Annotated in this window: 15 protein-coding genes; 9 read left to right on the plus strand and 6 right to left on the minus strand. The window is 70.1% G+C overall.

The features are described 5' to 3' along the window. Nucleotides 1-64: 64 nt before the first annotated feature. The 9 genes from Ate02nite_RS43940 to Ate02nite_RS43980 are packed head-to-tail and all read left to right on the plus strand — an operon-like array spanning nucleotide 65 to nucleotide 8,453. Complete coding sequence (locus Ate02nite_RS43940; protein ID WP_203813891.1) at nucleotides 65-1,669, plus strand: nitrilase-related carbon-nitrogen hydrolase; 1,605 nt, start codon at nucleotides 65-67, stop codon at nucleotides 1,667-1,669. Between the two features lie 19 nt (nucleotides 1,670-1,688). Further along, entirely contained in the window at nucleotides 1,689-2,501 is an 813-nt protein-coding gene (locus Ate02nite_RS43945; protein WP_203813892.1) for an oxidoreductase, read from the plus strand. After that, nucleotides 2,498-3,460 carry an alpha/beta hydrolase family protein gene (locus tag Ate02nite_RS43950; protein ID WP_203813893.1) on the plus strand — a complete coding sequence of 321 codons (963 nt, stop codon included), beginning with the start codon at nucleotides 2,498-2,500 and terminating at the stop codon, nucleotides 3,458-3,460. The genes Ate02nite_RS43945 and Ate02nite_RS43950 overlap by 4 nt, the downstream gene beginning before the upstream one ends. A gap of 4 nt (nucleotides 3,461-3,464) precedes the next feature. Beyond that, nucleotides 3,465-4,673, plus strand: a complete 1,209-nt coding sequence (locus Ate02nite_RS43955) for an aromatic ring-hydroxylating dioxygenase subunit alpha (protein ID WP_203813894.1) — start codon at nucleotides 3,465-3,467, stop codon at nucleotides 4,671-4,673. Continuing rightward, nucleotides 4,670-5,359, plus strand: coding sequence for a hypothetical protein (locus tag Ate02nite_RS43960; protein WP_203813895.1), 690 nt, complete (start codon nucleotides 4,670-4,672; stop codon nucleotides 5,357-5,359). The genes Ate02nite_RS43955 and Ate02nite_RS43960 overlap by 4 nt, the downstream gene beginning before the upstream one ends. Then, nucleotides 5,359-6,279, plus strand: a complete 921-nt coding sequence (locus Ate02nite_RS43965) for a hypothetical protein (RefSeq protein ID WP_203813896.1) — start codon at nucleotides 5,359-5,361, stop codon at nucleotides 6,277-6,279. The genes Ate02nite_RS43960 and Ate02nite_RS43965 overlap by 1 nt, the downstream gene beginning before the upstream one ends. Beyond that, entirely contained in the window at nucleotides 6,276-7,034 is a 759-nt protein-coding gene (locus Ate02nite_RS43970; protein ID WP_203813897.1) for an SDR family oxidoreductase, read from the plus strand. Before Ate02nite_RS43965 ends, Ate02nite_RS43970 begins: the two co-directional genes overlap by 4 nt. A 1-nt stretch (nucleotide 7,035) precedes the next feature. Beyond that, nucleotides 7,036-7,713, plus strand: a complete 678-nt coding sequence (locus Ate02nite_RS43975) for a hypothetical protein (protein WP_203813898.1) — start codon at nucleotides 7,036-7,038, stop codon at nucleotides 7,711-7,713. Beyond that, nucleotides 7,710-8,453 (plus strand): maleate cis-trans isomerase family protein, encoded by a 744-nt coding sequence (locus tag Ate02nite_RS43980; protein WP_203813899.1) that lies wholly within the window; start codon nucleotides 7,710-7,712, stop codon nucleotides 8,451-8,453. The genes Ate02nite_RS43975 and Ate02nite_RS43980 overlap by 4 nt, the downstream gene beginning before the upstream one ends. A gap of 6 nt (nucleotides 8,454-8,459) precedes the next feature. Here Ate02nite_RS43980 and Ate02nite_RS43985 read toward each other — a convergent pair whose 3' ends face one another. The 6 genes from Ate02nite_RS43985 to Ate02nite_RS49625 form a co-directional block, all read right to left on the minus strand. Beyond that, the gene (locus Ate02nite_RS43985; RefSeq protein ID WP_203813900.1) at nucleotides 8,460-9,038 is read right to left on the minus strand and encodes a hypothetical protein; all 579 of its coding nucleotides are present in this window, start codon (nucleotides 9,036-9,038) and stop codon (nucleotides 8,460-8,462) included. Beyond that, complete coding sequence (locus Ate02nite_RS43990) at nucleotides 9,035-10,411, minus strand: hypothetical protein (RefSeq protein WP_203813901.1); 1,377 nt, start codon at nucleotides 10,409-10,411, stop codon at nucleotides 9,035-9,037. The genes Ate02nite_RS43985 and Ate02nite_RS43990 overlap by 4 nt, the downstream gene beginning before the upstream one ends. Continuing rightward, entirely contained in the window at nucleotides 10,408-10,746 is a 339-nt protein-coding gene (locus Ate02nite_RS43995; RefSeq protein WP_203813902.1) for a type VII secretion target, read from the minus strand. Before Ate02nite_RS43995 ends, Ate02nite_RS43990 begins: the two co-directional genes overlap by 4 nt. Next, complete coding sequence (locus Ate02nite_RS44000; protein WP_203813903.1) at nucleotides 10,730-11,197, minus strand: YbaB/EbfC family nucleoid-associated protein; 468 nt, start codon at nucleotides 11,195-11,197, stop codon at nucleotides 10,730-10,732. Before Ate02nite_RS44000 ends, Ate02nite_RS43995 begins: the two co-directional genes overlap by 17 nt. Before the next feature lie 86 nt (nucleotides 11,198-11,283). Beyond that, nucleotides 11,284-11,772, minus strand: a complete 489-nt coding sequence (locus Ate02nite_RS44005; protein ID WP_203813904.1) for a hypothetical protein — start codon at nucleotides 11,770-11,772, stop codon at nucleotides 11,284-11,286. Nucleotides 11,773-11,880: 108 nt separating this feature from the next. Next, on the minus strand, nucleotides 11,881-12,549 hold the full coding sequence (locus tag Ate02nite_RS49625; protein WP_203813905.1) for a neocarzinostatin apoprotein domain-containing protein: 669 nt from the start codon (nucleotides 12,547-12,549) through the stop codon (nucleotides 11,881-11,883). Between the last annotated feature and the right edge of the window lie 5 nt (nucleotides 12,550-12,554).

The raw sequence follows: 12,554 nt of genomic DNA on the forward strand, positions 1-12,554 counted from the left end.
CCTTTTAATACGGCGCTACCGAGTGTAGATTTTGGAAACGCTGTTTCGCTAGGGGGAACCAGGCATGGCACCCGTTGTCCGCGTCGCCGCCGCCCAGATAGAGGCCGGTCAAGACATCGCCGCCAACCTCGCCGCTTGCCTGCGCGTCATCGACGCCGCAGCGGCCGCGGGAGCGCAGCTCGTCGTCCTGCCCGAGTTCTGCAACCACCTGTCCTGGTACGCGAATCGCGCCCAGGCCCACGAGCTGGCCACCCGCCCCGGGGACGCGTTCCTCACCGCGATCGCCGGCCGGGCCCGGCAGCACGAGATGTGGGTGAAGATCAACGTCACGCACGCCCACCCGGACGGCACCACCGGCGGCACCAACTTCCTGTTCGACCCGGCCGGCGCGATCGTCGGCACGTCGGACAAGCAGACCCTGATGGGCGCCGAGAACGACTTCCTTTCTCCTTCGAAAAAAGTCGGCCCGGTGCTGGAGACCCCGCTGGGCTGCCTCGGGATGTACGCCTGCATGGAGGGCGTCATCAACGAGGTGACCCGCGGCCTGGTGCTGCGCGGCGCACAGGTGCTGCTGAACAGCCTGAACAGCTTCGCGCTGGACGAGGCCGACCTGCACATCCCGGTCCGCGCGGCCGAGAACAAGGCGTGGGTGGTGGCGGCCAACAAGGTCGGGCCGCTGCTGCCGGTCGACGAGCTGCCGGCCATCGCGGCCCGCCTCGGCGTGCCGCCCGAGTGGCTGCACGGCGCCGGCGAGAGCCAGATCGTCGCCCCCGACGGCACGGTGGTGGCCAAGGCGCCGCGCACCGGCGAGGCGATCGTGGTCGCCGACATCGACCCGGCGCTGGCCGACGACAAGCGCCGGCCGGACGGCACCGACATCCTGGCCAACCGCCGCCCCTCGCTGTACGGGCCGCTCGGTGACCCGCCGGTCGGCCGGCGGCGTGGCCCCGGCGCGCCGACGCTGCCGGTCGCCGTGGTGCGGGCGCCCGAGCTGGTCCGGGAGACCGCGCTGGGTGGCGCCCAACTGATCGTGCTGCCCCAGCTGACCGGCTCGCCGGTCGCGCTCGCGGCCGCGCTGGGCGGCACCGGGGCACACGCGGTCACCACCGTCATCGAGAACGGCGCCCACGTCGGGGTCGTGGTCGGCTCTTCAGGCGTCATCGCGCGGCAGCCGCAGCTGCACGCCAGCCGGGGGGTCGGCGCGGCCGGGTTCGAGCCGACCGGCAAGCGGATCGTCCCGGTCGACCTGCCCTGGGGGCGGCTCGCCGTGGTGGTCGGCGACGACGCGCTCTACCCGGAGACGTTCCGGCTGGCCGCGCTGCTCGACGCGGACGTGGTCGCGGTCCCCTACCGGGCGCAGGAACCGTGGGAGATGTCGCTCGGCCTGCCCGAGCGGGCCGCCGAGAACCGGCTCAACGTGGTCGTCGCCACGCCCGAGGGCCAGGCCGCGGCGATCTTCGCGATGAGCCCCGACTTCACCCTCTGGACCCAGTGGCAGGGGCCGTTCACCGGCCGCATCTCCACCCCGATCCGCACCGACGTGCCGGCCGGCACCGCGGTCGGCACCGCGGTGGTCAACCCCGCTCAGGCCGCGAACCGCCAGGTCTCGCGCCGCACCGATCTCGTCGACGGCCGCCCCTGGCGCCTCGTCGACGCGCTTACTCGCTGAACCCGAGAGGACATTCCCCGTGGCGGAGACGCTTCAGCACGTTGAGGACATGGTCGACGGCTCCCCGGTCGTCGACGTCCACGACACGTTCAACTACTACCAGGACCTCCTCGCGGCGCTGAAGGCGAAGATCGACGCCCGCTTCGAGACCACCCGGGACCCGTCGACCCTCGAACTGGAGAGCTACGGGACGTACCCCGACGGGCCGGGCGGGCGGCTGGCCGCGTACTCCGGGCCGGAGATCGACTGGATGGTCCACTCGTGGATCGGCAACCCGAGCGCCAGCTTCGCCAACCTGCACCTGACCTGCTGGCTCGGCCCGCAGGTGAAGGTGCCGCACCTGGGCATCGCGCTGCTGGTGTGGCCGGGCGGCTGGTTCTACGTCGACTCGGTGCCGCGGACCAACCTGGTCGAGGACGGCTCCTACTACGACGCGTACTACGAGCCGCTCAACGAGGAGTGGCTGGCGCTGCGGGCCGACCCGCAGTTCGAGTACTTCGTGTCCCGGGCCGGCTTCATCCGGGCCAGCCTGTCGCCGACCGCGAACTGCTACTCGTTCGAGCGCAGCGAGCGGAACCTCGCCATCGTCTCGGAGAAGCTGCACGCGCACGTCGACCGCTGGCTGACCTGGGTCGACGAGGCCACCCCGGTGCCGGCTTCCGAGCAGGCAGCCCTCGCTGCTACGGACCTGACGATCCGGCGCAACATCGCCGACCGGGACCCGGCCAACGTCATGGGCGTCCGGTTCTTCGGCGAGGAGACCACCGAGAAGCTGGTCCGGGCCCTCTGGGGCGGCGACCGGGAACTGCCGCGGCCGGGAGTCGAGGCATGAGCGGGGTTCGTTCGATCTGGTGGGCCACGGCCGTTCCCGGCTACGAGGCCCCGTTCGACACCGCGCACCTGCGGGTCTTCTACCCGGCCAAGCCGACCGGCTCGGACGCCGAGCGGCTGTCCGGTGTCTTTCCGGCCGACCCGGCGCTCGCGCCCTACCCGGTGGTCATCATCGTGTCCGGCGTCAACGTCGGGCAGGAGGCCTACCGGTGGCTGGCGGTCGCGCTGGCCGAGCGCGGTTACGTGGCCGTCACCTACGACTGGGTGGGTGAGCTGTTCGGCGGGCTCAAGGGCATCACGCCCGGGGTCATCCTCGATGCCGCCAAGCCCGACGCCTATGGCACGCGGGCGACGACGCCATCCGTGCCCGCGGTGATCGAGGCGCTGCGGGAGATGACCGGGCCGGTCGCCGGGCTGCTCGACCTGGACAACGTGGCACTGATCGGCCACTCGGCCGGCGGCACCGTGGTGCTGCAGAGCGCCCGGTTCTTCCCCCAGGTCAAGGCGGTTGCCGCGTACGGGACGCACACCATGGTCGCCACCATGCTGGGCTGGCCCGCCGGGACCGTGGTGCCGGCCCAGGTCGACTCGGCGGTGCTGCTGATGGCCGGCGAGCGGGACGGCGTCATCAACGGATCGGCCGACCGGTACGGCGAGGAGGCCGCCACCCGCAAGGACCCGATCTCCCGCACGTTCGACGAGGCGTTGCCCGACCGGGACGGCGCCAATCTGCTGGTCACCCTGGCCGGGGCCAACCACTTCGGGATCGTGCACCCGGTCGACGAGACCGCCGCCCGCGCGTTCCTCGACCTGCCGGCCGAACGGGACCCGGCCCTCACCCGGGCGGCGCTGGCCGACGTGACGGCCGCGTTCCTCGACGTACACCTGCGCGGCGCCGACGGCGACGCACTCGACAAAGCCCTGGAAAATCCCGACGTCGCCGAGACCAGGCGGAGGTAACGCCATGCTCAAGAACTTCTGGTACGCGGTGGAGTTCTCCGACCGGGTCACCACCAAACCGGAACGGCACACCGTGCTCGGGCAGTACCTCGTCCTCTACCGCACGCCCAAGCAGGGCCGGCTGGTCGCGCTCAGCGACCTGTGCGTGCACCGCGGGGCCGCGCTGTCCGGCGGCACCCTCAAGGACGACCAGATCGTCTGTCCGTACCACGGCTGGGAGTACGACCCCGACGGCACGTGCACCAAGATCCCGGCGAATCTCCCGGGACGCGGCATCCCCAAGAAAGCCCGGGTCGACTCGTACCCCGTACAGGAAAAGTATGGGTTTGTTTGGGTCTTCATGGGTGACCTCGCCGAGGAGGACCGGCCGCCGATGCCGGTCTGGCCGGAGTTCGACGACCTGGTCGAGAACGGCGGCAAGTTCCGGGTGGTGACCGGCGAGTTCCTGTGGAACGCCAACTACGAGCGGATCCTGGAGAACGGCTGCGACATCGCGCACGCGCCGTTCGTGCACGCCGGCCGGTTCGGCAACCCGGAGATGCCGCAGGTGCCGGAATACGAGGTGGAACACCCCGACGAGTGGTCGGCGTTCGCGACGGTCGACCTGCACCCGCCGAAGCCGTCGGGTCTGTGGGGCAAGTTCGGCCGGCTGGTCGGTCAGGACCTGAAGAAGCGGCCGCCGGTCACCACCTCGGCCGGCTGGATGCTGCCCAACATGATCAAGCTGCACGTCCGGCTGCCGATCGGCGACATGGTCATCTACGACACCAACATCCCCATCGACGAAACCCACACGCTGGTCAAATGGGTTGCGCTGCGGACGTTCTTCACCGGCAAGTGGGCCGACAAGGACGCCGTCAACCGTACGATGCGGATCTTCTACGAGGACGCCGCGGTGGTCGACAAGGTCCGGCCCGAGTTGCTCCCCTTCGACCTCGGCGCCGAGCTGCACATCAAGAGCGACGTCATCGCGGTCGAGTACCGGCGGCGCCGCCAGGAGCTGGCCGAGAAGGGCTGGCTGCTCAACGAGGACGACTTCATCACCGGCGACGTGCCCAAGCGCACCGCCACGGTGATCCCGTCGCCGGCTCGCCGGGAGAACCCGGAGCTGGCCCGCGCGTGGGTGCACAAGGCCCGCGGCGAGCACCCGACCGTGGCCGCGTCCCGGCTGATGGGCGCCGATCCCGATCCTGCCCCTGAGGAGAACAAGTGAGCCTGCCCGAGGCGCTGTCCGACACCACGCTCGACAAGATCCTGTCCCGGTTCCCGGTCGACCTGGCCGAGGACCGCGCGCTGACCTCGCCGATGAGCCCGGCGCCGGTGGGCCGGATCCGGATCTGGCGCGGCACCGGCCCGATCGTCAAGGTCGTCAACGTGTCGCTGGTGGTCCCGCCGATCGGCCTGGACAGCCACATGATCTTCGCGTTCACCGCGCCCGACTCCGGGGTCCCGCACTTCACCCTGGACTCGGTCGCGAACGGCGAGAACTACGCCTTCCACCTGGACCTGATCCCGCGGATCGACCTGGCCACCTCGCTGCCCTACCTGGACGAGGTGTTCGAGCCGCTGACCGCCGTCTACAAGGAGGTCCGCGAGCGCGAGGGCCTGACGCCGGCGCATCTGTCGCCCCGGCAATACGCCCTGATGTCGCCGTGGATGCTTGTCAACCGGGCGACCGCGGCCGCGTTCGAGGGCATCGGCGACGCGGTCGACGCGTACTTCACCCAGTGGGCCGGCCTGGTCGAGTCCGGCGTGAAGGCGGACGGCACCGCCGAACGCGACAGCGCCCACCGCACCCTGCTGTTCAGCCCCGAGATCGACCCGGTCTGGGCCCAGACGGTTCGGCTGCTCGGCGAGGACCAGTCCGAGTCGGTCCGCCTCGAGTTGGTGCGTAACTGATGTCCGAACCCAGCGCCTGGCAGCAGCGCATCGCGGGTGAGTGGCACGGGCGGCCGTCGCTGTTCGATCACACCGGGACGTGGTGTGGGTACGAGGAGATCCGGCGGTCGTCGGACTTCGTGGACGGCGTCACGACGTACCGGATGGATGGGGGTTTGATCGGGGGTGGAGCTCTGGCCGGGCGTTTCCGGCTCGGCGCGCCGTTCTCGTTCGGGGTGATCGACTCGGACGCCAACCGGGTCTACACCGGGCCGGACTTCTTCGGCACCGGGCAGCCCTACGGGTCGTTCGTGGACTCGCACTACTACGGGCCGGGCTGGCAGGTCGACCTGAACACCTGGAACCAGGTGCTGCCGGACGGGGAGACCCAGGTCTACTCGTCGGTGCTGTACCAGGGCTGGGCGGTGGTGGGTTGCTTCAACGGCGTCTACACCCGGGTTCCCTCACTCGTCGACGAGCTGATCGAGAACGAGACGCGCTGCGGGCCCACGCCCTACATCCTGCCGACCAAGGAATCCGGGTCCTTCACCGGCGAGTGTGAGCTGTGGGGTGCCGACCAGAAGCTGCGCGGCACGGTGCAGGTCAGCATCGGGCTCAAGCCGATCGACCTGCTGCGCACCCGGCGGCTGGTCACCTGGCAGGGCGCCGGCCTGGACCGGGAGTTCGCGGTGGAGACCCGGCGGGACGGCAACAACCTGTTCTTCGAGGGCCCCGACGCGTACGGGAATGCCATCGGTTTCGGTCGTGCCAGCTTCTCGTCCCTGCATCTCACCGACGTCTGGAAGATCAAGGGCCGGGAGTTCTCGATCGACGCCTCCCCCGGCATGAACGCGGGTCGCCAGCTGTCCGTGGTCTACGAGCTGTTCCACGGCAACAGCCTCGACTCGGTGCTGCACGGCCAGCTGGAGTGGACGCCGTGACCGTTGTCGTCGTCACCGGCGGAACCCGCGGCATCGGGCAGGGCCTCGTCCGGTCGTTCGCCGCGCAGGGCGCCTCGGTGGCCTACTGCGGACGGTCATCGGTCGACGGGCCGGCCGGCACGCTCGGTGTCGTCGCCGATGTCACCCAGCGTGCTGATGTGCGGAAACTCTGGGATGCCACGGTGGACCGGTTCGGCCGGGTGGACATCTGGATCAACAACGCCGGCATGTCGACCAGCCGGGCGCCGCTCTGGAAGCTGCCCGCCGACGAACTCGACGCGGTGGTCGACCTCAACCTGCGGGGCACCCTGCACGCCAGCGCGGTCGTTCTCGACGCGATGCTCGCCCAGGGGCACGGCACGCTGTGGAACATGGAGGGCCTCGGCTCGAACGGCCAGATCGTTCCGGGACTTGGTGTTTACGGCTCGACAAAACGGGCGCTGACCTACGCCACGCTCGCGATGGCTCGCGAGCTGAAAGGCACTCCGGTCAAGGCCGCGCTGCTCTCCCCCGGCATGGTCGTCACCGATCTGCTCACCCACGACTACGACCCGGCCGAGTTCGAGAAGGCGAAGAAGATCTTCAACATCCTCGCCGACCGGGTCGAGACCGTCACGCCATGGCTGGCCGGTCGCGTGCTGGCCGGCACCAGGAACGGCGGGCGGGTGGCCTGGCTGACCGGACCGAAGGCGGCCTACCGGTTCGCCACCGCCACTTTCCGTAAGCGCGACCTGTTCGCTTCCGCGGAGGAGTGACATGGACTATCCGATCTGGCTGGCACTCGAGGACTTCGTACCCGTCTTCTTCGGCCTGGCCGGCTTCATCCTGCTCAGCCGCCTGTCCGGGCGGCCGGCCGGCTTCGCCGGTGCCCTGCTGATCGGCCTGGGCGGCCTGTCGAAATGCGCGTGGAAACTTTCGGTCGCCGCCGGCGGCGGCGATCCGCGCCTCCTGGAGGAGGCGCTTTTCCCGCTCATGGCGGCCGGTGCCACGCTGCTGACCTGGTCACTGGCCATTGCCGTACGCCGTGGCAGGCGCGTGCATTTCTGGCCTTTCGCGGTCGTGTTCGGCCTGGGCGTGGCCGGCTCTGTTCTCGCGCAGAGCCTGCACCCGATGTTCGTGGTCGCCACCTTCGGCGTCACCGCGGTGAGCGTGCTCGGCGCGATCATCGCGGGCCGCTACAGGCAGTGGTGGGCGGTGTCGCTGTTCGTCCTGGGCCTGGTCCTGGTGACGTCGCTGGTCCCGCTGCGCGGCTCGGCCAAGCACGAGACGGTCGCCTACCAGTGGCTGGAACAGTCGCTCAATACGTCCGCCCAGCTGGCCCTGTTGATCGCGGCCTGGCTGACCCTTCTCGCGTTCCGCCGCGCCGCCGCCCCGCCGCCCGCTGACAGCCCCGCGGTTCGTCCCGCCGTTCGTCCCGTTGGAGAGACCGCATGACTGACGCACTGGGCTGGCGCCGCAAGTTCGGCGTTATCGCCCCCTCGACCAACACGATCGTCGAGCCCGACTTCTACGCGATGACGGTCCCCGGCGTGACCGCCCACTTCTCCCGCATCCACATCCGCAACCAGGACCTGTCCAGCGACGACCAGTTCGAGAACCTGCTGGTCCAGATCCGCGGCGAGATCGGCTTCGCCTGCGAACGGGTGCTGACGGCCGAGCCCGACTACATGGTGATGGGCATGTCGGCCGAGACGTTCTGGGGCGGCGTCGAGGGAAACCGCGAGTTCGTCCGCCAGATCAACGAGATCACCGGCCTGGAGGTGGCGACCGGCGCCGAGGCCTGCGAGCGGGCCCTCAAGCTGTACGGCGCCCGCCGCATCGGGGTGGTGACCCCCTACCAGCCGGTCGGCGACGCGAACGTGGTCCGCTTCTTCGGCGAGATCGGCTTCGAGGTGGTCAACATCGAGGGCCTGAAGTGCCCGACCGCGGTCTCGATCGCCCACGTGACCGAGGACGAACTACGACGAGCGATCCTGGCCGTGGACGGCCCGGACGTGGACGCGATCGTCCAGTGCGGCACCAACCTGTCCATGGTCCGGCTGGCCGACGAGGCCGAGCGCTGGCTGGGCAAGCCGGTGATCGCCATCAACGCGGCAACGTGGTGGATGGCCCTGCGCGAAAACGGCATCAACGAAAAGATCCACGGAGCCGGCAGCCTCCTCCGCGAGTACTGAGGGGCCTCAGGGAAGCCGGCCCACCGGCTTCCCGTCCGGCCCCATCACGTACCCGAACTGCTTGATGGAGCCGGCGCGGTCGATCTCGTCGAGGGCCTCGGGCGCGAAGGTCGGCATCGGGGGTTTTGCGGCGAAGCCGAGCCAGCGGTGCATCGGCGCGGCAATGTACTCGAGATTCACCTCGCCGTTCTCGGTATGGAAACCGCCGCCGCGCTCGAAGAGCTGGACCAGCGGTTCGAACGGGTCTTCCAGGTCGGCGGGGAACTCGATGCCCGGAGTCGCACGCAGCGCCGCCCAATGCAGGATCAGCGGCGTGACGTGGGTGATGTCCCAGCCGCCAGGGCTCACCGTCGTGAGCAGGTCGTCCAGAATCTCCGGGTCGGCGCGCACGTTCGGGTCGACGCAGGCGGCGATGTCGAAGAACGGCGTCTGCGCTTCGCAGCCATAGAACTGCGCCCAGCGTGCGACCCGGCGGAAGTACTCCTTCAGCAAGGCTGCTCTTGACCACGCCTTGTCTCCGTGGCGTCGCCAGTCGATGGCGCTCAGGCGAGCGGCCATGGCTTTCACGGAGTCGTCAGGTGTCATCGTCCCAATCCTCGCAGAGCGGCCTCGACCACGTCATCGAGGTTCGACAGGTCGTCAGCCAATTGGATGCCGGGGTTGTCGATGCCGAATGATCGCCAGTGGTCCAACATCCCGTCCGGCCGCCATTCGTTCGGCGCCAACTCGTGGGCGCCCGGGTGATCACGGCTGAGGAGACGAAAGCCGTCCTCGTCGAAGGCGTCGGGGTGCGAGGGACGATACGGAAGGCCAGCCTCCATCAGCCTGTTCTCGACATACTCGTGAGCCGCCAAGTTACGGAACTCGGCGGCCTGCGCAGGGTCGAGAGTGCCTCTCGCGGCGCCGTCCCACAGATCGGCGATACGGTCGGTCGGCGTGAAGTAGCCTCGTTCCACCTGGTTCGGGCCGAGCGCGATGTCATGTTGCTCGACGAACAGGTTCCGGCGCATGCCTTCGACGATTCGCGAATCGATTCCGGTGTTGTCGGCGACGAGGGAGGTGTCGGCCGGGCTGTCGCGAATACGCCGATAGGCATCGGCCGAACGTTCGCTGAAGCCGGAGCCCACGAAGTCGCTGCCGTGCGGAAAGTCGGCGCGGAACTCGCTGGTAGCGGGCACGGTCGGGTCGGTGCGGGCCAGTTCTCGGCTTCGGCCGGTCAGCTTCTCGAAGACGCCGGCCAGGTCGTCGAGCATCGGGTGGAGGCGGCGCAGGCTGTTGAGCAGACCCCGGACGAAGTGCTGGATCCGGTTTACCCACTTGGCTACCAGGGTCGCCACCTGGGCGACGACCACCGGGGTGGCCAGGCCCAGGGTCAGGCCCTCCTCGGCCAGCCACTGCGGCAACCGGGCGGCCAGCGTGCCGATGAACTCGGCGATCAGGTCCCGGACGATCCCGCGCACCAGGGCCACCAGCAACCCCGCGCCCTCGACCGCGTACGAGATGCCCTGCGCCGCGGTAGAGAGGCCGTCCAGCACATGGAGGTGCGCTGCGGCGTGTTCGCGGTAGGCGTCCCCGGATGCCCCGAACCAGCCGGAGGCCTCGGCGGTGAGGCGATCGGCGTACTCCTGCCGGGCCTGGTCGGTAAATGCCGCGACGTTGGACCAGGTCGCGGCGTGCGCGGCCACCTCGTCGGCGTTGCCGGCCAGCCAGTCGAGGGCGTCCTTGAGCGGCTTGACATGCTCCATGAGCCAGGACACGCCCCAGGACACCAGGGTGCCGATCGGGTCGACCGCGAGCGACAACATGTCGAGCGAGCCGCCGACGCCACCCAGCGTGCCGTCGACCCAGCTGTTGCTGCGAATGCCGTTGGCGATGTCGGCGGCGTCGTCGACGAGCCCGAGGCCGGTGTGCCAGGTCGTCGAGTCGTGGCTCGCGGCGACGAGCGGGTTGGCGCTCACAGCGGCAGTTCGGGAAGCGGGCGGCCGGCGGCCCGCACGGTGCCGGCGGCGCGTTCGTCGGTCGCGGTGGTGCTTCCGGCGACGGCCCGCAGGTTGATCGCGGTCTCCCGCAGCGACTCGCCGGCGTCGTCCATAGCGCCGATCGCGAGACCGAAGATCGGGCTCAACAGGCCGGGCAGGAACTGGCACAACTGCCCGTAGGCCTCACTGGACATAGCGACCTCGTGCACCGCGGACCGGGCCTGCGCGACGGCGTCAGCGATCCGGTCGACGCTGCCGGCGTGCTGCCGAACGTCGTCCGCCGGGAACCGGAGCTCCTCACCGCCCACGGTCACCGCCGTCCTCGCGGAACCGGTCGCCGTCTACGGGGAACCGGTCGCCGTCTTTGAGGAACCGGTCGCCGTCTTTGGGGAACCGGTCGCCGTCCTCGGGGAACCGCTCGGCGAACGAGCCGATCACCGCCCGCCCGGTCTCGGTGTCGGCCCCGACGGTCTCCCCCACCTGCTCGGCGACCCGGGCCGCGAGCTGGGCCTGCGCCTGGTGAACCAGCGCCATGATGTCGCGGCTCAGCTCCGCCCCGCTGCGCTGCCGAGCGCGATCATCGATCTCCAGGTGCGCGAGCTGCCCGGTCGACCCGACCGTGACGTGCAGGTATTCGTCACTGCTGCGCGCCTCCCCGGTCAGCGCGGCGACCCGGCGCGACAATTCCACCGCGCTGGCGGCCCGGGCGTCGACCCCGGCCACCCAGGAGTCCAGCCATGCCTCAGCCGCATCCACATCGCTCACCGGTTCCCCCGTTCGCTCGCGGTTCCATCCTGGACCCCGCAGTCAAACGACGGATGTCGATCAGATCCCGCGCCGGAGCGCCGGACTCAACCCTCCCGGCCGCGGGTGATCAGCGTTCGCATCGAGCCGAAGCCGTAGTGGTCGACGTCGGCGGACATGTCCGCCACCTCGCCGAGCACCGGCTCGACGTCGATGCCCAGCTCCCGGGCGCGGGCGCAGAGGGCCCAGATCTCCACCAGTTCGTCGCGCGGATCCGCGCCCTGGTCACGAGCGGAGACGAGAATCAGGCGGCGGCGGAACTCCGCCGCCGTCGCCCACTCCATCGGCAGGCCGACCGCCCACCGAAACGAGGGGTACGCCCGGAAGATCTCCCGGACCTCGGCCCGCAGCGACGCCGTCTCGTACGCCTCGAGCAGCACCTCGAGCGCGGCCGTCGTCTCGGCCCGCACCCCGGCCTCGTCAACCGCCGGCGGCGCGGCCTGCAGCTTGGCCATCCAGTCCGGGTCGTTCACGTCGACCGGCCGGGTGGCGATGAGCCGCAGCAGATCGTCGGCGGCAGCGATGGAAGCGCGCACCGCGGAAAAGTCCATGAGAACCCCCGGACGGATCGGGGCTGTGGGACCGTCCCCGCGCAAAGACTGTCCCACAGCCCTGAACCGTCCCGGCCACCGCAGCCGGGCGATTCAGCGCAACTGGGCTATTCGGCGGCGGCGGGCCGGGAGCATCGCGATCAGGCCCAGACCGGGCAGCAGCAGCGCGGCGCCGATCATCAGCATGGTGGCCCATTCCAGGCCGGGGCCGGTGGTCGGCAGGGCGGCCGAGCCGGTCGACGTGGTGGTGGCGCCGGCGGCGGCCGCAGCCGTGGTGGTCTTGGTCGCGGCGGCCGTGGTGGTCTTGGTCGTGGTGGTGCTGCCGAAGGTGATCTTCACCTGGGCCTTGTTGGCGGCGACTATCTCCTCGCTGTTGCTGGACGGCAGGATCTGGGCGGCGATCACGCAGCCGCTGGTGCCGCAAGCGTGGTCGTCGAAGGTCTTGGCCAGCTTCAGGGTCAGGGTCTTGGTCTTGCCGCCGGCGTCCGCGTTGACGAAGGCGGCGCCGCCGGACAGGTTGCAGTCGGTGGGGCCGGTCGGGTCCTTGATGCACTGGCCCAGGGCGATCGATTTCAGGCTGGCGGTGAAGCCGGTGCCGTAGACGGTGATCGACTCGCCGTCGGCCAGGCCGGTGGTCTTGGAGATGTGCAGGGTGGGTGCGGCCAGCGCGGGCGAGCTGTCCACCAGCACCACCGCGGTGGCCAGGGCGAGGCCGGCGGCGGCCGAGGCGGCCAGCCGGCGTACGAGGGATGTACGGGCCATCGGAT

It is taken from the genome of Paractinoplanes tereljensis, from assembly GCF_016862435.1.
GTDB classification, from domain to species: domain Bacteria; phylum Actinomycetota; class Actinomycetes; order Mycobacteriales; family Micromonosporaceae; genus Actinoplanes; species Actinoplanes tereljensis.